17 protein-coding genes are annotated in these 21,646 nt (G+C 68.9%); 10 read left to right on the top strand and 7 right to left on the bottom strand.

Going from position 1 to position 21,646, the window contains the following annotated elements:
- Positions 1–181 precede the first annotated feature (181 nt).
- The 6 genes from FBQ73_RS19360 (at position 182) to FBQ73_RS19335 (ending at position 7,656) form a co-directional block, all read left to right on the top strand.
- A complete protein-coding gene (locus FBQ73_RS19360; protein WP_138401136.1) occupies positions 182–1,663 on the top strand; it encodes a replicative DNA helicase in 1,482 nt (493 codons plus the stop codon).
- 89 nt (positions 1,664–1,752) lie between these two features.
- Complete coding sequence (gene alr, locus FBQ73_RS19355; RefSeq protein ID WP_246089786.1) at positions 1,753–2,826, top strand: alanine racemase; 1,074 nt, start codon at positions 1,753–1,755, stop codon at positions 2,824–2,826.
- A 101-nt stretch (positions 2,827–2,927) separates the two neighbouring features.
- Positions 2,928–4,397: a DNA repair protein RadA gene (radA, locus tag FBQ73_RS19350; RefSeq protein WP_138401135.1), complete on the top strand. Its 1,470-nt coding sequence runs from the start codon at positions 2,928–2,930 to the stop codon at positions 4,395–4,397.
- Positions 4,398–4,539: 142 nt separating this feature from the next.
- A complete protein-coding gene (locus FBQ73_RS19345; RefSeq protein ID WP_138401134.1) occupies positions 4,540–5,244 on the top strand; it encodes a CvpA family protein in 705 nt (234 codons plus the stop codon).
- Positions 5,245–5,290: 46 nt separating this feature from the next.
- Entirely contained in the window at positions 5,291–6,835 is a 1,545-nt protein-coding gene (purF, locus tag FBQ73_RS19340; RefSeq protein WP_138401133.1) for an amidophosphoribosyltransferase, read from the top strand.
- A 74-nt stretch (positions 6,836–6,909) separates the two neighbouring features.
- Entirely contained in the window at positions 6,910–7,656 is a 747-nt protein-coding gene (locus FBQ73_RS19335) for an SDR family NAD(P)-dependent oxidoreductase (RefSeq protein WP_138401132.1), read from the top strand.
- A gap of 60 nt (positions 7,657–7,716) precedes the next feature.
- Here FBQ73_RS19335 and FBQ73_RS19330 read toward each other — a convergent pair whose 3' ends face one another.
- Positions 7,717–9,414: a lysine--tRNA ligase gene (locus tag FBQ73_RS19330; RefSeq protein WP_138401131.1), complete on the bottom strand. Its 1,698-nt coding sequence runs from the start codon at positions 9,412–9,414 to the stop codon at positions 7,717–7,719.
- 97 nt (positions 9,415–9,511) lie between these two features.
- Positions 9,512–10,480 carry a transporter substrate-binding domain-containing protein gene (locus FBQ73_RS19325; protein WP_210236836.1) on the bottom strand — a complete coding sequence of 323 codons (969 nt, stop codon included), beginning with the start codon at positions 10,478–10,480 and terminating at the stop codon, positions 9,512–9,514.
- A gap of 42 nt (positions 10,481–10,522) precedes the next feature.
- Here FBQ73_RS19325 and FBQ73_RS19320 point away from each other — a divergent pair, with 42 nt between their 5' ends.
- Positions 10,523–12,556 (top strand): glycosyltransferase, encoded by a 2,034-nt coding sequence (locus FBQ73_RS19320; RefSeq protein ID WP_138401130.1) that lies wholly within the window; start codon positions 10,523–10,525, stop codon positions 12,554–12,556.
- On the opposite strand, the gene FBQ73_RS19315 is transcribed toward FBQ73_RS19320, so the two are convergent.
- The 4 genes from FBQ73_RS19315 to FBQ73_RS19300 form a co-directional block, all read right to left on the bottom strand.
- Positions 12,532–12,906, bottom strand: a complete 375-nt coding sequence (locus FBQ73_RS19315; RefSeq protein WP_138401129.1) for a VOC family protein — start codon at positions 12,904–12,906, stop codon at positions 12,532–12,534. The two genes, FBQ73_RS19320 and FBQ73_RS19315, sit on opposite strands and share 25 nt — an antisense overlap.
- Before the next feature lie 52 nt (positions 12,907–12,958).
- Positions 12,959–13,660 carry a helix-turn-helix transcriptional regulator gene (locus tag FBQ73_RS19310; protein WP_138401128.1) on the bottom strand — a complete coding sequence of 234 codons (702 nt, stop codon included), beginning with the start codon at positions 13,658–13,660 and terminating at the stop codon, positions 12,959–12,961.
- Positions 13,661–13,752: 92 nt separating this feature from the next.
- Positions 13,753–14,367 carry an SCO family protein gene (locus FBQ73_RS19305; RefSeq protein WP_138401127.1) on the bottom strand — a complete coding sequence of 205 codons (615 nt, stop codon included), beginning with the start codon at positions 14,365–14,367 and terminating at the stop codon, positions 13,753–13,755.
- An 82-nt stretch (positions 14,368–14,449) separates the two neighbouring features.
- Positions 14,450–14,668: a hypothetical protein gene (locus FBQ73_RS19300; protein ID WP_138401126.1), complete on the bottom strand. Its 219-nt coding sequence runs from the start codon at positions 14,666–14,668 to the stop codon at positions 14,450–14,452.
- Positions 14,669–14,918: 250 nt separating this feature from the next.
- Between FBQ73_RS19300 and polA the strand changes: the two genes are divergently transcribed.
- The 3 genes from polA (at position 14,919) to cysG (ending at position 20,280) form a co-directional block, all read left to right on the top strand.
- The gene (gene polA / locus FBQ73_RS19295) at positions 14,919–17,915 is read left to right on the top strand and encodes a DNA polymerase I (protein WP_138401125.1); all 2,997 of its coding nucleotides are present in this window, start codon (positions 14,919–14,921) and stop codon (positions 17,913–17,915) included.
- A gap of 389 nt (positions 17,916–18,304) precedes the next feature.
- Positions 18,305–18,649: a RidA family protein gene (locus tag FBQ73_RS19290; protein WP_138401124.1), complete on the top strand. Its 345-nt coding sequence runs from the start codon at positions 18,305–18,307 to the stop codon at positions 18,647–18,649.
- Between the two features lie 122 nt (positions 18,650–18,771).
- Positions 18,772–20,280 carry a siroheme synthase CysG gene (gene cysG, locus FBQ73_RS19285; protein ID WP_138401123.1) on the top strand — a complete coding sequence of 503 codons (1,509 nt, stop codon included), beginning with the start codon at positions 18,772–18,774 and terminating at the stop codon, positions 20,278–20,280.
- A 230-nt stretch (positions 20,281–20,510) separates the two neighbouring features.
- Here cysG and FBQ73_RS19280 read toward each other — a convergent pair.
- Positions 20,511–21,646 (bottom strand): electron transfer flavoprotein-ubiquinone oxidoreductase (locus FBQ73_RS19280; RefSeq protein ID WP_138401122.1); only part of this gene is annotated, 1,136 nt, incomplete at its 5' end.

Here is a 21,646-nt window from a genome sequence, read left to right as displayed (position 1 = left end):
CGGAAGGGAAGCCGGCGCAGCGCTCCCGCGCGGAGCAGCCGACGGCTTGTGCCCGCTATCCCCAGATCCATCCGCCTGTGGAAAACGACACCACCTTGATTTCGGAACAAACTGAGAACTTACTGTGCGCACGACCCCGGACTTGATAAGAAAGTGACCCATCCAGCGGAACCTTGGCGCCATGCTCGACCTCCCCAACGCGGGCGATCTCGAACCCTCCTATCGTCAGGCCCCGCACAATCTGGAGGCGGAGCAGGCGCTGCTGGGCGCCATCCTCGTCAACAACGAGGCGTTCTACCGGGTCTCCGACTTCCTCGAGCCGCGCCATTTCTACGAGCCCATCCACGCCCGGGTGTTCGAACTGGCGAGCGCGCTGATCCGCGCCGGCAAGCTCGCCACGCCGGTGACGCTGAAGACCTTCCTGCCCTCCGACCTCGATGTGGCCGGCCTCACCGGGCCGCAATATCTCGCCCGCCTCGCGGCGGAGGCGACCACCATCATCAATTCCGAAGACTACGGGCGTACCATCTACGACCTGTCGGTGCGGCGCGACCTGATCCGCATCGGCGAGGAGATCGTCAACGAGGCGTTCGATGCCCCGGTGGACGCCACCCCGCAGGACCAGATCGAGCAGGCGGAGAAACGGCTTTACGAGATCGCCGAGACCGGCCGCTACGACGGCGGCTTCCAGCGCTTCGGCGAGGCGCTGCGCGAGGCAGTGGACATGGCCTCCAAGGCCTTCCAGCGCGACGGCCACCTCTCCGGCATCGCCACGGCGCTGGACGACCTCGACCACCAGATGGGCGGCCTCCAGCCCTCCGACCTCGTGATCCTCGCCGGCCGCCCGGCCATGGGCAAGACCGCGCTTGCCACCAACATCGCCTTCAACATCGCCGCGGCCTATCGCGGCGAGACGCGGCCCGACGGCGGCATCGAGACCGTGTCGGGGGGCATCGTCGGCTTCTTCTCACTGGAAATGTCGGCCGAGCAGCTCGCCACCCGTATCCTCGCCGAGCAGGCCGAGATCGCCTCCTACAAGATCCGCCGCGGTGACATCTCGGAGAGCGAATTCTCCAAGCTCGCCGCCGCCGCCCAGACCATGCAGACCATCCCGCTCTATATCGACGACACCGGCGGCCTTTCCATCGCCCAATTGGTGGCCCGGGCGCGGCGGCTGAAGCGCCAGCGCGGGCTCGACTTCATGGTGGTGGACTATCTCCAGCTCTTGTCGGGCTCCTCCAAAAGTTCGTCCCAGAACCGCGTCCAGGAGATCACGGAGATCACCACCGGCCTGAAGGCCTTGGCGAAAGAGCTGCAAGTGCCCATCATGGCCCTGTCGCAGCTGTCCCGTCAGGTGGAATCGCGAGACGACAAGAGGCCGCAATTGTCGGACCTGCGCGAATCCGGCTCCATCGAGCAGGACGCCGACGTGGTCATGTTTGTGTTCCGGGAGGAATATTACCTTAAAAGCAAGGAGCCGAAGGCCGGCACAGAGGAGTGGTTCAAGTGGGAGATCGAGATGAAGGCGGCCGAGAACACGGCCGAGGTCATCATCGGAAAGCAGCGCCACGGCCCCACGGGGACGGTGAAGGTGCATTTCGAGCCCCAGTTCACCCGCTTCTCCAACCTGGCGCGGGAGGACCACCTGCCGGAGCGCCACTGAGCGCGCCCTCCGAGGAGGAGGCCGCGGCCATCGCCGCAGCGCACGAGACCGCCGACCGCGAGGCGCGGGAAGCCGGCGCCATCCTCACCGTGGATCTGGGCGCCATCGCCGACAACTGGCGCACCATCGCCGCGCTCGCCGCCCCAGCCGAATGCGCCGCCGTGGTCAAGGCCAACGCCTACGGGCTCGGCATCGACCGGGTGGCCCCGGTGCTGTGGCGGGCCGGCGCGCGCAATTTCTTCGTCGCCCATTTCAAGGAAGCGGTGGCCCTGCGCGCCCTGCTGCCCGAGGCCATCATCTATGTGCTGAACGGCCTGTTGCCGGATTGCGCCGCCGACTATGCGGCCGCGAACCTGCGCCCGGTATTGGGATCGGCCCCGGAAATCTCCGACTGGAGCGACTATTGCCGCGACAACGGCACCAAGCTGCCCGCCGCCATCCATGTGGATACGGGCATGCACCGGCTCGGCCTGTCGCTTGAGGAGGCGGTGCAGCTTTCCGGCACCTTCCGCCTCCTGGGCTTCACCCCCAGCCTGATCATGAGCCACCTTGCCTGCGCCGACACGCCGGGGCACGTGCTCACCGCCCGCCAGCGCATGGTGTTCGCCGACGTGGTGCGACGCTTCCCCGGCATTCCGGGATCGCTGGCCAATTCGGCCGGCACCCTGCTCGGACGCGACTTCCGCTTCGAGCTGGTGCGGCCGGGCATCTTCCTCTACGGCGGCATTGCGATTAACGGGGTACCGCCATTGCGACCCGTGGTGCGGCTGGAGGTGAAGGTGGTGCAGGTCTCCACCGCCCCGGCCGGCGAGACGGTCGGCTATGGCGCCGCCCAGCGGCTGAAGCGGCCGAGCCGGCTCGCCACCGTCTCCATCGGCTATGCGGACGGCCTGTTCCGCGCCGGTGGCTCCACCGATGCCACCAAGGGGGTGGAGGCGATCCTCCACGGCCAGCGCTGCCATCTGGTGGGCCGCGTCTCCATGGACCTCGCCACCCTCGACATCACGGATCTGCCGGACGGCGTGGTGCAGCGGGGCGACACCGCCGTCTTCCTCGGCGACGGCATCAGCGTGGACGACCTCGCCGCCCGCTCCGGCACCATCGGCTACGAGGTGCTCACCTCGCTGGGCGCCCGCTACGCCCGGCAATACGTGGGTGGATGAGGCGCCCCTGGACCACATGTTCCTATTTTGTGCTCTAATGGATGAGCGCAGGGAGATTCGCTCCGCAATCTGATCGGTGCGTGCTCTAGCGGAACAGGATCATGGCCAAGCGCGACTCGTCCTTCATCTGCCAGTCCTGCGGCGCGGCCTATACCCGCTGGCAGGGCAAGTGCGAGGCGTGCGGCGCCTGGAACACCCTCGCGGAGGAAGTGGCCGTCGTCGCCAGCGTGCCCGCCGCCCAGCGCTCCGGCCGCAAGGGCCGCCCGGTGGTGCTGGAGAGCCTGCAGGGCACGGCCAAACCCGCTCCTCGCATGGTCTGCGGCATTGGTGAGCTGGACCGGGTGGCCGGCGGCGGCTTCGTGCCGGGCTCGGTGCTGCTCATCGGCGGTGATCCGGGTATCGGCAAGTCCACGTTGCTGGTGCAGGCCTCGGCAGCGCTGGCGGCGAGTGGGCAAAGGGTCGTCTACGTCTCCGGCGAGGAGGCGGTGGATCAAGTGCGCATGCGCGCCCAGCGCCTCGGGCTGGAACAGGCGCCGGTGAGCCTTGCCGCCGAGACCAATGCCGAGAACATCATCGCCACCCTGTCCGGCGGCCCACCTGTTCACATGGTCGTGATCGATTCCATCCAGACCATGTGGTCGGACAGCGTGGAGTCGGCCCCCGGCACGGTGACACAGGTGCGCACCTCGGCCCAATTGCTGGTGCGCTACGCCAAGCAGACCGGGGCCTGCGTGATCCTCGTCGGCCATGTCACCAAGGATGGCCAGATCGCCGGCCCCCGGGTGGTGGAGCACATGGTGGACGCGGTCTTCTCCTTCGAGGGCGACGGCGGCCACCAGTTCCGCATCCTGCGCGCCCAGAAGAACCGCTTCGGCCCCACCGACGAGATCGGCGTGTTCGAGATGACCGGGCGCGGCCTCTCCGAGGTGGCGAACCCCTCCGAGCTGTTCCTCTCCAACCGCGACGCCGGCGCGCCGGGCACCGCCGTGTTCGCCGGCATGGAGGGCACACGGCCGGTGCTGGTGGAGATCCAGGCGCTGGTGGCGCCCTCTTCGCTCGGCACCCCGCGCCGCGCCGTGGTGGGCTGGGACCCCAACCGCCTCTCCATGGTGCTGGCGGTGCTGGACGCGCGCTGCGGCGTGCGGCTCGGCGGGCATGACGTCTATCTCAACGTCGCCGGCGGCCTGAGGATCGGCGAGCCGGCGGCGGACCTTGCCGTTGCCGCAGCCCTCGTCTCCTCCCTCACCGGCGCGCCCTTGCCAGCGGACGCGGTCTATTTCGGCGAGGCCAGCCTCACCGGCGCCGTACGGCAGGTGGCGCAGGCGGCGGCGCGGCTGAAGGAAGCGGCGAAGCTCGGCTTTGCCCGCGCCGTGCTGCCCTCCGGCGGCCTCGACGGGGTGGATGCGCAGGTCTCGCTGCAGCCGGTGGGCTCGCTGGCGGAGCTGGTGGCGGCCATCGCGGCCTGCGCCCCCCGCCGACCAGCCATGCGAGATTCGCGGGGCGGGGGCGAGCGGGACAAAAGGCCCCGGGCCGTGGAACACGCCGAATGGGCCGAGGATGAGGCCGGATAGGCCCAACTCCAACGCAGGAAGGTGACGCGGGCCGGCGCGCAAGCTATATCAGCCGCGCGGCGGGCTCCCACCAGGCAATACCTGGACGGCATGCCGCGCGCATGCGCGCGTCGCGGTGCGGGGATGACGGATCAATGCGCCGATGCCTGTGACTTTGCTCGACATCATCGTTCTGACGGTCATGCTGATTTCGGGGCTGCTGGCCATGGTCCGCGGCTTCCTCCGCGAGGTTTTCTCCATCCTGTCTTGGGTGGTTGCGGCCGGCGTCACCGTGTATTTCCAGAAACAGCTCCTGCCAGTCGTGAAGCAATACATTGCCCAGGATACGGCGGCGCTTGCCGTCACCGTGGCAATCCTGTTCCTGGGAACGCTTCTTCTGGCATCGATCATCACGGCTCGCATCTCCGATGTGGTGCTCGACAGCCGAATCGGCGCGCTGGACCGCACGCTGGGCTTCATGTTCGGGCTGGCGCGCGGCCTGCTCCTCATGGTGATCGCCATGCTGTTCTTCAACTGGCTGGTGCCGCCGGAGAAGCTGCCGCCGTGGGTCGCCAACGCAAAATCGCTCCCCGCCATCAAGAGCGCGGGGGAGTGGCTTAAGGCGCAGTTGCCGGATGACCCTGAAAACACCATCTTGAACAAGTTGAAGAAGCCGCCCGCCGGAGAGGAGGGCGACACGCCCGCCGCCCCGGCCGCCCCGACGGGGGGGCCGCGTACCGATTTGGGGGGCACCACAAGACCAGCCGGATCGGCTGACGCATCCGCGGTAGGGGTTAAATCCTACCGTTCAACGGAACGTCAGGGCCTCGACCAGCTCGTCGCCAGCACGCGCGGCGCCGGCCAGTAAGCCGCCCGAGCGGAGGTGCATGATGGATTGCGACAGTGACGCCCCGATGAACGCGGGTGGGCGGGGCGAGCAGCCCCTTTCCGAGGACGGCCATCCCCAGCGGGCGGAGCTAGCCGGGGATGAGCGCGCGAGGGCTGCACAGGCCGATCTCGACCTGAACGGCGATCGCCTCCGCGAGGAATGCGGCGTCTTCGGCATCTACAATCACCCGGAGGCGGCGGCCATCACCGCCATCGGCCTGCATGCGCTCCAGCATCGCGGTCAGGAAGCGGCCGGCATCGTCTCCTATGACGGCAAGCGTTTCCATTCGGAACGGCGCCTCGGCCTCGTGGGCGACGCCTTCTCCGACGCCGGCGTCATCGAGCGCCTGCCCGGCGACATGGCGGTGGGCCATGTGCGTTATTCCACCACAGGCGAGACCCTGCTGCGCAACGTGCAGCCGCTGTTCGCCGAGCTGGACGCCGGCGGCTTCGCCGTGGGCCACAACGGCAACCTCACCAACGGCCTGACCCTACGCAAGCAGCTGGTGCGGGACGGGGCCATCACCCAGTCCACCACCGACACCGAGGCCATCCTGCACCTCGTGGCGCGTTCCAAGAAGCCGCGCTTCATCGACCGCTTCACCGACGCCCTGCGCGCGCTGGAGGGGGCCTACTCCCTGGTGGCCCTCACCAACAAGAAGCTCATCGGCGCCCGCGACCCCCTCGGCATCCGCCCGCTGGTGCTGGGCATGCTGGAGGGATCGCCCATCCTCGCCTCCGAGACCTGCGCCCTCGACATCATCGGCGCGCGCTATGTGCGCGACGTGGAGAACGGCGAAGTCATCGTGATCGACGAGGACGGGCTGCAGTCGTTCAAGCCGTTCCCGGAGATGGCGGCGCGGCCCTGCATCTTCGAATACATCTATTTCGCCCGGCCCGATTCCGTGGTGGGCGGGCGCTCGGTCTACCAGGTGCGCAAGAAGATGGGCCGCGTGCTGGCGGAGGAAAGCCCCGCCAACGCCGACGTCATCGTGCCGGTGCCGGATTCCGGCGTGCCGGCGGCCATCGGCTTCTCCCAGGCCTCGGGCATCCCCTACGAACTGGGCATCATCCGCAACCATTATGTGGGGCGCACCTTCATCCAGCCCACCCAGTCCATCCGCGACCAGGGCGTGCGCATGAAGCATTCCGCCAACCGCTCGGTGGTGGAAGGCCGGTCCATCGTTCTGGTGGACGACAGCCTGGTGCGCGGCACCACTTCGGTGAAGATCGTGCAGATGATGCGCGATGCCGGCGCCCGGGAGGTGCATTTCCGCATCGCCTCCCCGCCCATCACCCATCCCGACTATTACGGCATCGACACCCCGGACCGCGACAAGCTGCTGGCCGCTACCCACGACCTGGAAGGCATGCGGCGCTATATCGGCGCGGACTCGCTCGCCTTCCTCTCGGTGGACGGCGTCTACCGCGCCATGGGCTATGAGGGCCGCGATCCGGTGAGGCCGCAATTCACCGATCACTGCTTCACCGGCGACTATCCCACCCCGCTCACCGACCGGGCCGGCGCCGTGGGCCAGCAGCAGCTCTCGCTCCTGGCCGAGGCGAGCTGAACCGCGCCTCTTGAAAAACCCTCCCCCCAACCTGCGGGGGAGGGTGTTTTTTCCCTTCAGTCCACGGAAGCCGCATGACCGCCGACCGGCCCCTCGCCGACAAGATCGCCCTCGTCACCGGCGCCACCCGCGGCATTGGCGCGGCCACAGCCATCGCACTGGCCCGGGCCGGCGCCCATGTGGTCTGCGTCGGCCGCTCCGACGGCGGGCTCCAGGACATCGACGACAACATCCGCGCCGTGGGTGGCACCGCCACCCTGGTGCCGCTGGATCTCAAGGATTCGGAAGCCATCGACCGGCTCGGCGGCGCGCTCTTTGAGCGCTACGGGCGGCTCGACGTGTTCGTGGCCAATGCCGGGGTGCTCGGCCCGCTGTCGCCGCTGGGCCATGTCTATCCCAAGGACTGGGACGACATCGTCGCGGTGAACCTCACCGCCAACTGGCGCTGCGTGCGCTCGTTCGATCCGCTCCTGAAGCTGTCGCCGGCCGGGCGGGTGGTGATGATCTCGTCCGGCGCCGCCCACAAGGCGCGGGCCTATTGGGGTCCCTATGCCCTCACCAAGGCGGGGCTGGAAGTGATGGCCCGCACCTGGGCGGCGGAGAGCGTCTCCGGCAATCTCAAGGTGAACCTGTTCAACCCCGGCCCCATCCGCACCCTGATGCGGGCCAAGGCGTTTCCGGGCGAGGACCCCATGACGCTGCCCGCCCCCGAGGAGGCGGCTGCCGCCATCCTGCCCCTGTGCCTGCCCACCTTCATGGAAACCGGCAAGCTCTACGACTTCCCGCAGGGCAAGCTGCTGAGCTTCCAGATGCCGGTGTGAGAGGCCTGAACGGGCGCAAGGCTGGATGATGGCCGGGACAAGCCCGGCCATGAATGTTCCTCAGGCCGTCGCCAGTTCCCCGGCCAGCGCCTTGCGGATCAGTTCCCTCGTCTCGGCGACGCCGTAGATCTCCACGAACGAGCCGAAGCGCGGGCCGCGCCCGAGGCCCAGCAGCACCTGATAGAGGGTGTTGAACCACTCGATGGACACGCCCGGCCGCTCCGCGGTGGCGCCCTTCGCCTTCAGGTCCTGATAGCGCGGGATGGGGCGGGCCACGTCATAGAGCGCGTTCTGGATATCGTCCGCCGTGGCGCCCGCCGGCAGGGCCGCCAGCGCCGCGTCGAGCTTGGCGAGGGCCTCCTGCTCGACCTCGTCGGGCGCCCGGAACACCTTGTTCGGCTTTACGAAATCGTGGAAGTACTTGACCGCGTAGCCCACCAGCTCGGCAAGCTTTGGATGGGTTTCGGCGGACACCCCCGGCACGTGGCGACGCAGGAAGCCCCACAACACGCTCTCGTCCTCGGTGTTGGAAGCGGAGGCGAGGTTCAGCAGCATGGTGAAGGAGACCGGCATCTCCACCTTGGGCGGCTCACCCCCGTGGATGTGCCACACCGGGTTGCCGAGGCGCAGCTTGAGGTCCTGCTCCTCATACTTGCCGAGGAAGCCGAAATAATCGTCCACGTTGCGCGGAATGACATCGAAGAACAGCCGCTTGCCCGAGCGGGGCGACTGGAACATGAACAGGCTGAGACTCTCCGGCGAGGCATATTTCAGCCAGTCCTCGATGGACAGGCCATTGCCCTTGGACTTGGAGATCTTCTGCCCCTTCTCGTCGAGGAACAGCTCGTAATTGAAACCCTCCGGCGGCTCCCCGCCGAGCGCCCTGGCGATCTGGCTGGAAAGCTTGACGGAATCGATAAGGTCCTTGCCCGCCATCTCGTAGTCGACGCCCAGCGCCACCCAGCGCATGGCCCAGTCCGGCTTCCACTGCAGCTTGCAGCCGCCGCCGGTGACCGGGACCGTCACCTTTTCCTTCGTGTCCGGGTCCTCATAGGTGACGGTGCCATGCTTCACGTGGTGTTCAAGGATCGGCACCTGGAGCACCCGGCCGGTGCGCGGGCAGATGGGCAGGAAGGGGGAATAGGACGCCGCCCGCTCCTCGCGCAGGGAGGGCAGCATCACGTTCATCACCTTCTCGTAATGATGCAGCACCTTCAGCAGCGTGGCGTCGAACCGGCCGGACATGTAGCAGTCGGTGGCCGACATGAATTCGTACTGGAAGCCGAAGGCGTCCAGGAACGCGCGCAGGCGGGCGTTGTTGTGCTCGCCGAAGCTGTCATGGGTGCCGAACGGATCGGGCACCTTGGTCAGCGGCAGGCCCAGGGCCTTCTGCAGCATGTCCTTGTTGGGGACGTTGTCCGGCACCTTGCGCAGGCCGTCCATGTCGTCGGAGAAGGCGACGAGGCGGGTCTTCACCTTGTCTTCGGTGAGCACACGGAAGGCGTGGCGCACCATGGTGGTGCGCGCCACCTCGCCGAAGGTGCCGATGTGCGGCAGGCCCGAAGGGCCATAGCCGGTCTCGAACAGCACTTCGTCCGATCCGCGCTCCTTGGGGTGGCGCTTCAGCCGCTCCACCAACTTGCGCGCTTCCTCGAACGGCCAGGCCGTGGCCGTTTCGGCCACGCGCTTCAGCTCGCCGGCGAGGTCGGCCGGATCGGCGAAGACGGGCGAGGCAGTATCGGACGGGGCGGCGGACATGGCAGGCTCCAAAAAAGGAGCGCGAACTTAGGAATGTCGGCGGGTGGCGTCAACGCGCGTCGGCCGAAACGCCATCCGCGACGGGATCCCCTCGCCCTCAATAGAAGCCGATGGGGAACCAGCGCAGGTAGAGATCGGTATAGACGCCCTTCTCCCAGATGCGCTGGAGGGCAAAGTCCATGGCGTGGCGCAGGGTGTCGTTGCCCTCCTTCACCGCCACGGAGAAGCCGTCGCCGAAGAACCGGCTCTCGGTGAAGGGGCCGCCGATGAAGCGGCAGCAATTGGCGCTGTCCGCGCCGTTGAGCCACAGGGCCAGCGTGATCCCGTCGCCGAACAGGAGGTCCACCTGGCCCGCCTTCAGCGCCTCCTGCGCCGCCTTCAGGTCCGGAAAGGGACGGATGGCGGCTTCGTTGAAGAACGAGCGCAAATAGGCCTCGTGGGCGGTGCGGGCGACCACCGCCACCTTCTTGGCGGCCACGTTTTCCGGGGTGGCGGCTGTGAGCGTCTCCTGCCGTTTGCCCACGAAGCGCGCCGGGGTGCCCAGATAGCGCTCGGAGAAATCCAGAGCGGTGCGCGATTGGGGCGTGGCGGCGAGGCCGGCGATGGCCGCTTCCGCCCGCCCCTGCTCGACACTGTCAGCAAGCGTGTCGAAGGATGCCGCCTGAAGCACGCAGGTCACCCCCAGCTCGGCGCAGATGGCCCGGGCGAGATCCACGTTGAAGCCGGAGAGGACGCCCTCGGAATTGAGGAAGTTGAAGGGCGGATAGTCATCGGTGGTGAGGAAGCGCAATTCCTTGGGCAGCCGCGCGGCATCGGGGCGCTCCAGCCGGCGCTCCACGTTCCAGAAATTGGGCACCGAAACCCCGCCGCCCCCTTGCCCGCTCACCTGTCCGCCCCGGACCGGCCCCCACACCGGTGACGGACCCGGCGGCTGCTGGGCCTGCGCGCCCCAGGGCAGGACCGCCAGCGCGAGCGCGGCGAACACAAGCACAGTGAAAAGGCGCCGTCCCGGGCCACGGCCCGCGACCACGGCCCGCAGGTGGGCGATGAGGACTGGTAGAGCCATGTGGGCGCGGTTACCTTACGGTTGCACTCGAAGGGGCGGCGCATGGTGGGGGATGCGCGGTCCGCCGGCAAGGGGTGGGCCGGACGGCGGACCGAGGAGCGAAATAGCCCGGAACGCAGCGCCGCGCACGGCCCGTGTGCGACGCTCGCATCCCCTGTTGCCACCCACCCCCATGCCGAAGCCCTGCCCTTCGAGCTGAGGCCGTTCATCGGCCATCTGCCGCACGACGATATTCAGGCCGCAGCCCGCCGCGCCCGCCGGCTCGGCGTCGGTGGCGATCAGGTGCTCATCGCCCAGGGAACGACCGACGCGACAGCGGCGACGGGCCTGCTCGCCGCCCATCTCGGCCTCGCCGTCGTCGATCCGGATGGCATCGCCGCACCCCAGGACGCTGCGACCGCCGAAGCCGTGCTGCGCACCGGCGTGTGCGTCGAGTCGCCGGCCGGCACGCGCCCGCGCTTTACGCTCGCCGCCCGGGGGCGCGACGTGCGACGCCTGGCACTGGCGCTGCGGCGGGATCCAGCCCTTGCCGGGCGGGTGCGCCTCGCCGAGCCGGGGGCGCTCCGGCGCACGGTCATGGCCGCCGCCGGACCAGTCCTAGCGCAGGCCGCCGTGGCGCGGCTGCCCGCCCGCGACCCGCTGAAATCCGCCGCGACCCTCGACCCCAAGCGGGTGCTCGGGCGCATTGCCCTGGTGGTGGGCCTGCCGCTGGCGGCCCTGCTGGCGCTGGCGCCGGAACAGGGGGTGCTTCTCGTCCAGGCGCTGCTGTCGCTGGTGTTCCTCGGCTGGGTCTCCCTGCGCCTTGCCGCCTGCACCTATGACCCGCCCGCCGACCTGCCGCCGACGCTGGATGACCGGCAACTGCCGGTCTATTCCCTGCTGGTGCCGCTCTATCGCGAGGCGGCAAGCGTGCCGCATCTGGTGGCCGCCCTCGGGGCGCTGGACTATCCCCCGGAGAAGCTGGACATCAAATTGGTGGTGGAAGCCGACGACGCCGGCACCCGCGCCGCCATCGCCGCCCTCACCCTGCCGCCACACATGGAAGAGGTGCCGGTGCCCGCCATCGGCCCGCGCACCAAGCCCAAGGCGCTGGCGGTGGCCCTCGCCGCTGCTCGCGGTAGCTTCATCGCCGTCTATGATGCGGAGGACCTGCCGGAGCCGGACCAGTTGCGCCGGGCGCTGGAGGCGTTCCGCCACGGCGGGCCGAATGTGGCCTGCGTGCAGGCGCGCCTTGCCATCGACAATGGCGACGACAGCTGGATCGCCGCCTCGTTCGCCGCCGAATACGCCGCTCAGTTCGACGTGCTCTTGCCCATGCTGAGCGCGCTGGGCCTGCCCATCCTGCTCGGGGGCACGTCCAACCATTTCCGCCGCCGGGTGCTGGACGAGGTGGGCGGTTGGGACCCGTTCAACGTCACCGAGGATGCGGACCTGGGCATTCGCCTCGCCCGCGCCGGCTGGCAGACCCGGGTGATCTCATCCACCACCTTCGAGGAGGCCCCGGTGAGCACCCGCGCCTGGCTCGGTCAGCGCACCCGCTGGCTCAAGGGCTGGGCGCAAACGCTCTTGGTGCATCTGCGCCAGCCGAAGGCGCTGATGGCGGATCTCGGCGTCGGCCCCGCGCTGGCGCTGCTGCTGCTCGCGGCAGGCCCGTTTGCGGCGGCCCTCGTCCACCCGTTCTGCGTCGCACTGCTGCTGGCGGACATGCTGCGCGGGGTCATCGGCCTGCCGCGCGGTTCGCTGGCCGAGGCGCTGACCTCGGCCCTGACCTTCACCACCCTGTTCGCCGGCTACGCCGGCACCGCCGCCATCACCTGGGTGGGGCTGCGACGGCGCGCCCGCGTGCCGGGGCTCAAGGTGGTGCTCGGCATCCCGTTCTACTGGCTCTTGCTGTCAGCGGCGGCGTGGCGGGCGCTGTTCGAGTTGCTGCGCCGGCCCCACCACTGGCAGAAGACCGAGCACGGCGTCGCCCGCCACCGCGTGGCGCAGGCGGCGGCGCTCCGCCGGAGCGGGTCCATGGGCGTTGCGAAGAGGCCCCCGGCCGGCCCCGCTCATGCCGCATCCGCCAAGGCATAGACGCGCAGGCGGTGGCCATCGGGATCGAGCGCCACGAAGCTGCGGCCGAAATCGAGGTCGGTAGGCGGCAGGGCGATCCTCGCCCCACGCGTCAGCCATGCGGCATAAGTGGCATCCACGTCGGCAGCGCGCGCCACCTTGAATCCCATTTCGCTCCCGCCGCCGGACGCCGTAGGCACCGGCTCGACGCCCGATGCCTTCCACAGGCCGAGCGCGAGCCCGGAGCGCAGCATCAGCAGCACGAAGGTCGGGCTCACTTCCACCGCCTCAAGCCCCAGCAGCCCGGCATAGAAGCGACCGCTGGCCTCGGGGTCGGCGACATAAAGGAGAAGGTTGTTGGTCTCGGTCATGATTTGCTCCTGCTCGATTTCGATCGGGAGCCATGCCTACGGTGCCCTGCTGTCAGTTTCCGGCAGCATCATGCACCCGGGACTGAGCCTGACGCCACGCCTTCAGCAGCGCCTGCCGGCGCCTGGGATAGCGGGCCTCGAGCAGTTCTGCGTCATGGATGCGGTCGGTGCGAAAGCTGCGGAAGTCGCCGCGCAGCTCGCACCAGCCGAGCAGCACCCGCACCTGATCGAAGAACGCCAGTGCAAAGGGCCAGACGACACGCTGCGAGGGCACGGCAGAGGCATCGCTGTAGGCAAGCCGCAGCTTCCGTTCGGTCCGGATCGCCTTGCGCAGCAGGGCCGGATCGACCGCGTCGCCGGGGATCATCGGGCCGGGACCGATAAGCAGGGCCGATGTCTCCAGCTCCTCGCGCAGATCGGGGGGAAGCACCGCAGCGATGCGCGCCAGCGCGCTGCGGGCCGCCGTGCCGAGCCTGCCGTCGGCGCGTTCCGCCACCCAGCGTGACCCCAGCGCCAGCGCCTCAACCTCCTCAAGCGTGAACATGAGGGGCGGCAGGAGGAAGCCCGGTTTCAGCACGTAGCCGACGCCCGGTTCGCCCTCGATGTGCGCACCCTGCGCCTGAAGGCTGGCGATGTCTCGATACAGCGTGCGGATGCTGACGCCGATCTCCTGCGCGAGCACCCTCCCGCTCACCGGATGGCGGTGGCGACGCAGGACGTCGAGCAGATCGAAAAGGCGTTCGGAACGGGACATGAGCACACGTCTGCGGGCGGCCGTGGCCGGTTCAGGGCGGCAGGTGCCGCGCCCGGGCGCAGCTTTCAGCAGGCCCGGCCCGGCGTCAGGCCTCAAAGATAGCGCTTCAGCTCCGCCGCCGCCTCGGCCGGCGGCCGCTTGGAATTGAACGGGGCGACGAAGGTGCCGGACTTGTCCATGAGATAGACCACCGCAGTGTGGTCCATGGTGTAGTCCCCGTCCGTCAGCGGCACCTTGCGGGAATAGACGCGATATTCCTTCTTAATCACATCCACCGCCTCGGGCGAGCCGGTGAGGCCGCGGATCTGTGGGGCAAAGCTCGACAGATAGGATTTCAGCGTCTCCGGCGTGTCGCGCTCCGGGTCCACGCTCACGAAGAACACCTGCGCCTTGTCCGCGTCGGGGCCGAGGGCTGTGAGGATCTCCGACATCTCGAACAAGGCGGTGGGGCACACGTCCGGGCAATGGGTGAAGCCGAAGAAGATCAGGCTGGGCTTGCCCTTCAGCGCGGCTTCGGTGACGGGAGCGCCTGTCTGGTCCACCAGCTTGAACGGCCCGCCCACGGCGGCGGTGCCGGTGCTCGTCACCCGCGGCGCTGGGTTGCCCACCAGCATGGTCACCGCGGTGACCATGACGAGGGCGCCGGCCGCGAAGGCGCAGAACAGGGCGATGATCTTGGTGCGTTGCGACAGCTTGATCTGGGACATGGGCGAGCGATCTTGGCCTTTGCGATCGGATCCGGCACGCGGCGGCGTCACGGGCGGGCGCGAACGCGGCGGGAGGGTGGGGTCACAGGCAGGCGGCGATGCCCGCGCTCATGATGTCGAAGAAGACGGTGGCGCCATGCCGCGCCCACAGCACGCAGGCTGCCGCAAACAGCGCACCGGCGGCAACCACGCTGCCGACCACGACCATCCGCACCCCCACGCCCGACCGCCCGGAGTGCGACCCGCGCGGCGCGGGGCCGGCGGCGTGGTCGTCCATCTGGCGGTGGAGGGTGAGGGCCATGGTCGAACAACTTCCCTTGCGGCGGTCACGCACCGGCAGTCGGCCGGGCGCGCGGCGCAGGATAGCGTGGGCGGCGGGCCAAATCCAATGGCGGCGCCTCACCGCTGCGTGACAGGGCGCCGCGCCGCCCGCCCGTGCCCGGCGCCGGGGACTGCGGGGTCCGCGCACTTGTTCCGGGCCGCCCCCTCGGGCATCGTGCGCGCCATTGCGAACCGCCTGTCTGCGCGGACCTGTTCCTGAGGACCTTGAGATGTCGCCCTCCCCCCGCCCGCTTCAGCCCGGCGACCATGTGTTCCTGGTGGACGGCTCGTCCTTCGTGTTCCGCGCCTATTTCCAGTCCATCAACCAGGACCGGAAGTACAATTTCCGCTCCGACCGGCTGCCCACCGGCGCGGTGCGACTGTTCTGCACCAAGCTCCTGCAGTTCGTGCGCGACGGGGCGGTGGGCATCAAGCCGACCCACCTCGCTATCATCTTCGACAAATCCGAGGACAGTTTCCGCAAGGAGCTTTATCCCGACTACAAGGCCAACCGCTCCGAGCCGCCGGAAGAACTCATCCCCCAGTTCCCGCTCATGCGCGAAGCGGTGCGTGCCTTCGGCCTCATCCCGGTGGAGCAGGCGCGCTACGAGGCGGACGACCTCATCGCCACCTATGCCGACCAGGCGGTGAAGGCGGGGGCGGACGTGCTCATCGTCTCCGCCGACAAGGATCTGATGCAGATGGTCGGCCCCAAGGTCGCCATGTACGACCCCGCCTCCGGCGAGAGCGGCGGGCGCGGGGCGCGGCCGGAGCGACGCATCGGGGTAGGCGAGGTGCTCGAATATTTCGGCGTGCCGCCGGAGAAGGTCACCGACGTGCAGGCGCTGGCGGGCGACAGCACCGACAACGTGCCCGGCGTGCCCGGCATCGGCGTCAAGACCGCCGCCCAGCTCATCGGCGAATATGGCGACCTTGAAACCCTGCTGGCCCGCGCCGGCGAGATCAAGCAGCCCAAGCGGCGCGAATCTCTGCTTACCAATGCCGAGGCGGCGCGCATCTCCAAGACGCTGGTCACGCTGGTGCGCGACGTTTCCGTCGAGGTGCCGCTGGAAGACCTGGTGCTGGAAGCACCCGACGCCCGGCGCCTCATCGCCTTCCTGAAGGCCATGGAATTCACCACCATCACCCGCCGCGTGGCCGAGGCCTATGGCGTGGAGGCCGCCGAGGTGGAGGCCGACCCAAGGCTCGCCCCCGCCGGCCTGTTCTCCCTCTCCGCCCCCTCCTCGACGGAGGAGACGGACGGCGAAGCGCCGGCCACGGGTGGGGAAGCGCCCTCGGCCGTGGCCCAGGCCATGGACGGCACGCTCAATCCCGCCGACCTCGCCCATGCCCGCGCCAGCGCGGCGCGCGCCACTCCCGTGGATCGCACGGCCTACCGCACCATCCTCGACCTCGATGAGCTGAAGGCATGGTGCGCCAAGGCGCAGGACCAGGGGCTTCTCGCCTTCGACACCGAGACCACGTCCCTCGACCCAATGCAGGCCGACCTCGTGGGCGTCTCGCTGGCGCTGTCGCCCAACGAAGCCTGCTACATCCCGCTAGCCCACACCGGAGCCGGCGACGGCCTGTTCAGCGAGGGGCAGCTGCCGGGACAGATCCCGGTCCGCGACGCCATCGCCGCGCTCAAGGGCGTGCTGGAGGACAAGGGCACCCTGAAGGTCGGGCACAATGTGAAGTACGACCAGCTCGTGCTCGCCCGCCACGGCATTGATGTTTCGCCGTTCGACTGCACCATGTGCATGTCCTACGCGCTGGACGCGGGCAAGAACGGCCACGGCATGGACGAATTGTCCGTGCTGCATCTGGGCCACCAGCCCATCGCCTTCTCCGAGGTGACCGGCAAGGGCAAGGGCAAGGTGACCTTCGACAAGGTGGCGATGGAGCCCGCCACCCAATATGCCGCCGAGGATGCGGACGTGACCCTGCGCCTGTGGCAGGTGCTGAAGCCGCGCCTCGCCGCCGAGGGCCGCACCACCGTCTACGAGACCTTGGAGCGCCCGCTCATCGCCGTGCTGGCGCGCATGGAGAGCCGGGGCATCTCCATCGACAAGGCGATGCTGGCGCGCCTTTCGTCCGAGTTCGCCCAGGGCGCGGCGCGCATCGAGGACGAGATCGCGGAACTGGCCGGCGAGCGGCTGAACGTGGGCAGCCCCAAGCAGATGGGCGACATCCTGTTCGGCAGGATGGGCCTGCCCGGCGGCACCAAGACCGCCACCGGCATGTGGTCCACCAAGGCCACCGCGCTGGAGGAGCTGGCCGAAGCCGGCCACAAGCTGCCGCAGAAGATTCTGGAGTGGCGCCAGCTTTCCAAGCTGCGATCCACTTATACGGACGCCCTGCCCCATTTCGTGAATCCGCAGACGAAGCGGGTCCACACCTCCTACGCGCTGGCCGCCACCACCACCGGGCGGCTGTCCTCCTCCGATCCTAACCTGCAGAACATCCCCATCCGCACCGAGGAGGGCCGGCGCATCCGCCGCGCCTTCGTTGCGGAAGAGGGCAATTTGCTGGTTTCGGCGGACTATTCGCAGATCGAGCTGCGGCTGCTCGCCGAGATCGCCGAGATCCCGGCCCTGCGCACCGCCTTCACCGAGGGGCTGGACATCCACGCCATGACCGCGTCGGAGATGTTCAACGTGCCGGTGAAGGACATGCCGGCCGAGGTGCGCCGGCGCGCCAAGGCCATCAATTTCGGCATCATCTACGGCATTTCCGCCTTCGGCCTCGCCAACCAGCTGGGCATTCCGCGCGAGGAGGCGGGGCAATACATCAAGCGCTACTTCGAGCGCTTCCCCGGCATCCGCGACTATATGGAGGAGACCAAGACCTTCTGTCGCGAGCACGGCTATGTGGAGACCCTGTTCGGCCGGCGCTGCCATTATCCGGAGATCGCGGCCAAGAACCCCTCCATCCGCGCCTTCAATGAGCGCGCCGCCATCAATGCCCGCCTGCAAGGCACGGCGGCGGACATCATCCGCCGCGCCATGATCCGCATGGAGCCGGCGCTGGAGAAGGCGAGGCTCGAAGCCCGCATGCTGCTGCAGGTGCACGACGAACTGGTGTTCGAGGTGCCGGAGGGCGAGGCGGAGGCCACCATCCCGGTGGTGCGCTACGCCATGGAAACGGCAGCCGCCCCCGCCATCGCCCTCGCCGTGCCGCTGAAGGTGGACGCGCGGGCCGCGAAGAACTGGGAAGAGGCGCACTGAGGGGGCGTCCGGTGTGTCCCGGCCGACTGCAGTTCTGGAGCCACCGCGCCCCCCTCTCCCGCTTGCGGGGGAGGGTTGGGGAGGGGCAAACCCCAGAAGCGCCGGATTCTGGAAGCACCTTCGACGGTCTCTTCCATTCCACTCCCGAACCATCGTCGCCCTCGGGCTTGACCGGAGGGCCCATGCCCTAGCCGGGCATCGCACCCGGCGACGGGATGGATGCTCCGGTCAAGCCGGAGCATGACGGCGCTTGAGTTGTCCGCGACCGACTGGCCGGCGACGGTCCCCCCGGTTGACGTTCCCCCGGTTGACGTTCCCCCGGTTGACTTGGCCGCCCCTGAAGCTGCTAAAGACCGTCTCCCTGCTTCCCCCTCAAAAAGGACCATCCCATGAGCATCGAGAGGCTCGACAAGGGCCGCCGCATGAGCGAAGCCGTGATCCACGGCAACACCGTCTACCTCGCCGGCCAGGTGGCCGAGGGGCCGGACGTGGAAAGCCAGACCAAGGCCGTCCTCGCCTCCATCGACGCCCTTCTGGCCCGCGCCGGCACCGATAAGTCCCGCCTCCTCACCGCCACCATCTGGCTGTCGGACATCGCCAATTTCGCCGGCATGAACGCCGTGTGGGACGCCTGGGTCGACCAGGACAACCCGCCGGCCCGCGCCACCAGCGAAGGCAAGCTCGCCGCCCCCAAGTATCTGGTGGAAATCATCGTCGTTGCCGCCCGCGGCTGAGCTTCAGCCTGCCACATGCTCCGGCGACGGCGCGCGCTGCCGCCGGAGCGCCGCACCCGCGTTGATCGGCGGACCGGCACGCCTTACGTTCAAGATCCAACAGTTCGGGAGCATCTTTCCCCATGGCCGCCACCGGCCCCGAAACCCCATCGCCCCGCGCCCCGCGCCAAGCCGGACATGCGCGCATGGAGGCCCTCGCGCGCCTGCCGGTGTTCTTCGGCCTTGAAGGCCGGCGCGTGCTGGTGGCGGGCGGCGGCGAGCCGGCGGCCTGGAAGGCGGAACTGCTCTCCGCTGCCGGAGCGCGGGTGGAGGTGATCGCCCCCCATGTCTGCGAGGACCTGTGGCGGCTGGCCGGCGCGCCGCCCCGCGGCCCCATCTCGATCCATGTGCGCGACTGGCATGCCGACGATATCCCCGGCGCCGTCCTCGCGGTGGCCGGCTTTGACGAAGAGGCGGACGCCCGGCGCTTCACCGCCACCGCCCGCGCCGCCGGCGTACCGGTGAATGTGATCGACCGGCCGGCCCTTTGTGATTTCACCTTCGGCGCCATCGTCAACCGCTCGCCGCTGGTGGTTGGCATTTCAACCGATGGCGCGGCCCCCGTCTTCGGGCAGGCGGTGCGGGCCAAGATCGAGGCGCTCCTGCCCTCGGGCTTCAAGGCCTGGGCGCTGGCCGCGAAGACCTGGCGGCAGGCGGTCACCGCGCGCGGCCTCTCCCACCATGCCCGCCGCGCCTTCTGGGAACGCTTCGCCGCCACCGCGCTGGCCGAGCCCAACCGGGTGCCGGAGGATACCGACCGCGCCGCCCTGTTCGCCGCCATCGAGGCGGAAGGCACGGCGCATCGCTCCGGCCATGGCGGCTCGGTGGTGCTGGTGGGCGCAGGTCCCGGCGATCCGGAGCTGCTGACGCTGAAAGCGGTGCGCGCGCTGCAATCGGCGGACGTGGTGCTCTATGACGACCTCGTCTCCGGCGCGATCCTCGATTTCGCCCGGCGCGAGGCGAAGAAGATGCTGGTGGGCAAGACCGGCTACGGCCCCTCCTGCAAGCAGGACGACATCAACGCTTTGATGGTGGACCTCGCCAAGGAAGGCCGCCGCGTGGTGCGCCTGAAGGGCGGCGAGCCTATGATCTTCGGCCGCGCCGGCGAGGAGATCGCCCATTGCCGCGCGGCGGGGGTTCCGGTGGAGGTGATCCCCGGCATCTCGGCGCCGCAGGGGGCGGCGAGCCGGCTCGTCACCTCGCTCACCCACCGCGACCATGCGCGGCGGCTGCAATTCGTCACCGCCCACGCCCGCGACGGCAAGCTGCCCAAGGACCTCGACTTCAACGCGCTGGCCGACAAGGCGGCCACGACCGTGGTCTACATGCCCCGCCGCACCCTGCCGGATCTGGTGCGCAACCTGATGGCCGCCGGCATCGACCCCGCCACGCCGGCGGTGGCCATGTTCTCGGTGACGCGGCCGGAGGAGAAGGTGATCCTCGCGACCGTCGCGACGCTGGCGGAAGAGGTGGCCCGCGCCGCCGAGGCGGGCGCCGAAGGCCCCTGCCTCATCCTCTACGGCCAGGCCCTGGCCGAAGTGGTAGTGGAGGCACTGCCCCAGATCGCTCAGGCTGCCGCCAACGGCGGCTGAGGGGCGAACGCCGACGCCAGCCTGCGCGGCCCCTTGAGGAACACGTCCCACACACGCTCGTCATGCCCCGGCTTGACCGGGGCATCCACGCCGCGGGGCCGGGCAAGCGGCTCGATGGATCCCCCGGTCAAGCCGGGGGATGACGGCGGTGAGGTGGCGTCAGGGCGTGATGGGGAGGGCGGGGGCGGCTCCGCTCCGCGCCCCAAGCTGCGGACTGCAGCCCCTCCCCCTCACATGTTCGGATAGTTGGGTCCGCCGCCGCCCTCGGGGGCGGTCCAGGTGATGTTCTGGTTGGGGTCCTTGATATCGCAGGTCTTGCAGTGCACGCAGTTCTGCGCGTTGATCTGGAAGCGCGGCGCGTCCGCCCCCTCCTCGATCCATTCATAGACCCCCGCCGGGCAGTAGCGGTTGGACGGGCCGGCATAGATGTCGTGCTCCGACGCCTTCTGCAAAGCCATGTCCTTCACCACCAGATGCACCTGCTGGTCTTCCTCGTGGTTGGTGTTGGAGATGAACACCGAGGACAGCTTGTCGAAGGTCAGCACGCCATCCGGCTTGGGATAGGCGATCTTCTTGCAGTCCTTGGCCGGCTTCAGGGAGGCGGCGTCGGTCTTGCCGTGCTTCAGGGTGCCGAACAAAGAGAAGCCCAGCGTGTTGGTCCACATGTCCAGCGCGCCGAGCGGAATGCCGATGAAGGTGCCGAGCTTCGACCACAGCGGCTTCACATTGCGCACCTTCTTCAGGTCCGCGCCGATGGCGGAGGAGCGCCACGCCGCCTCGTAGCTCGCAAGCTCGTCGTGGCCGCGATCCTCGGCCAGCGCCCCGGCGAGGTGGTCGGCGGCGAGGATGCCCGAGAGCACCGCATTATGGCTGCCCTTGATGCGCGGCACGTTCACGAAGCCCGCCGCGCAGCCCACCAGCACGCCGCCGGGGAAGCTCAGCTTCGGCACGCTCTGGTAGCCGCCTTCCGACAGCGCCCGCGCGCCATAGGCGATGCGCTTGCCGCCCTCGAAGGTGTCCCTGAAGAAGGGGTGGGTCTTGAAGCGCTGGAACTCGTCGAAGGGCGACAGCCAGGGGTTCTGGTAGTTGAGGTGGACCACGAAGCCCACCATCACCTGCTCATCTTCCATATGGTAAAGGAAGGCGCCGCCGCCGGTCTTGCCGTCCAGCGGCCAGCCGAAGCCGTGCTGCACCAGGCCGGGCTTGTGCTTCTCCGGCTTCACCTTCCACAGCTCCTTGAGCCCGATGCCGAATTTCGGCACGTCGCGGCCGGCGTCGAGGCCGTATCTGGCGATGAGCTGCTTGGTGAGATGGCCGCGCGCACCCTCGGCGAACACGGTGTAGCGCCCGCGCAATTCCATGCCGC

Source organism: Xanthobacter autotrophicus, from assembly GCF_005871085.1.
In the GTDB taxonomy this organism is placed as follows: domain Bacteria; phylum Pseudomonadota; class Alphaproteobacteria; order Rhizobiales; family Xanthobacteraceae; genus Xanthobacter; species Xanthobacter autotrophicus.
This window is presented reverse-complemented; position numbering and strand designations above follow the sequence as displayed.

Bases quoted from the DNA above. Each gene is read 5' to 3' on its own strand.
- FBQ73_RS19305 (WP_138401127.1), bottom strand. From the start codon at position 14,367: ATGTCCCAGATCAAGCTGTCGCAACGCACCAAGATCATCGCCCTGTTC.
- FBQ73_RS19325 (WP_210236836.1), bottom strand. From the start codon at position 10,480: ATGGCTCTACCAGTCCTCATCGCCCACCTGCGGGCCGTGGTCGCGGGC.
- FBQ73_RS19310 (WP_138401128.1), bottom strand. From the start codon at position 13,660: ATGTCCCGTTCCGAACGCCTTTTCGATCTGCTCGACGTCCTGCGTCGC.
- FBQ73_RS19315 (WP_138401129.1), bottom strand. From the start codon at position 12,906: ATGACCGAGACCAACAACCTTCTCCTTTATGTCGCCGACCCCGAGGCC.
- cysG (WP_138401123.1), top strand. From the start codon at position 18,772: ATGGCCGCCACCGGCCCCGAAACCCCATCGCCCCGCGCCCCGCGCCAA.
- FBQ73_RS19335 (WP_138401132.1), top strand. From the start codon at position 6,910: ATGACCGCCGACCGGCCCCTCGCCGACAAGATCGCCCTCGTCACCGGC.
- FBQ73_RS19360 (WP_138401136.1), top strand. From the start codon at position 182: ATGCTCGACCTCCCCAACGCGGGCGATCTCGAACCCTCCTATCGTCAG.
- FBQ73_RS19290 (WP_138401124.1), top strand. From the start codon at position 18,305: ATGAGCATCGAGAGGCTCGACAAGGGCCGCCGCATGAGCGAAGCCGTG.
- purF (WP_138401133.1), top strand. From the start codon at position 5,291: ATGAACGCGGGTGGGCGGGGCGAGCAGCCCCTTTCCGAGGACGGCCAT.
- FBQ73_RS19330 (WP_138401131.1), bottom strand. From the start codon at position 9,414: ATGTCCGCCGCCCCGTCCGATACTGCCTCGCCCGTCTTCGCCGATCCG.
- FBQ73_RS19300 (WP_138401126.1), bottom strand. From the start codon at position 14,668: ATGGCCCTCACCCTCCACCGCCAGATGGACGACCACGCCGCCGGCCCC.
- FBQ73_RS19320 (WP_138401130.1), top strand. From the start codon at position 10,523: ATGGTGGGGGATGCGCGGTCCGCCGGCAAGGGGTGGGCCGGACGGCGG.
- radA (WP_138401135.1), top strand. From the start codon at position 2,928: ATGGCCAAGCGCGACTCGTCCTTCATCTGCCAGTCCTGCGGCGCGGCC.
- polA (WP_138401125.1), top strand. From the start codon at position 14,919: ATGTCGCCCTCCCCCCGCCCGCTTCAGCCCGGCGACCATGTGTTCCTG.
- FBQ73_RS19345 (WP_138401134.1), top strand. From the start codon at position 4,540: ATGCCTGTGACTTTGCTCGACATCATCGTTCTGACGGTCATGCTGATT.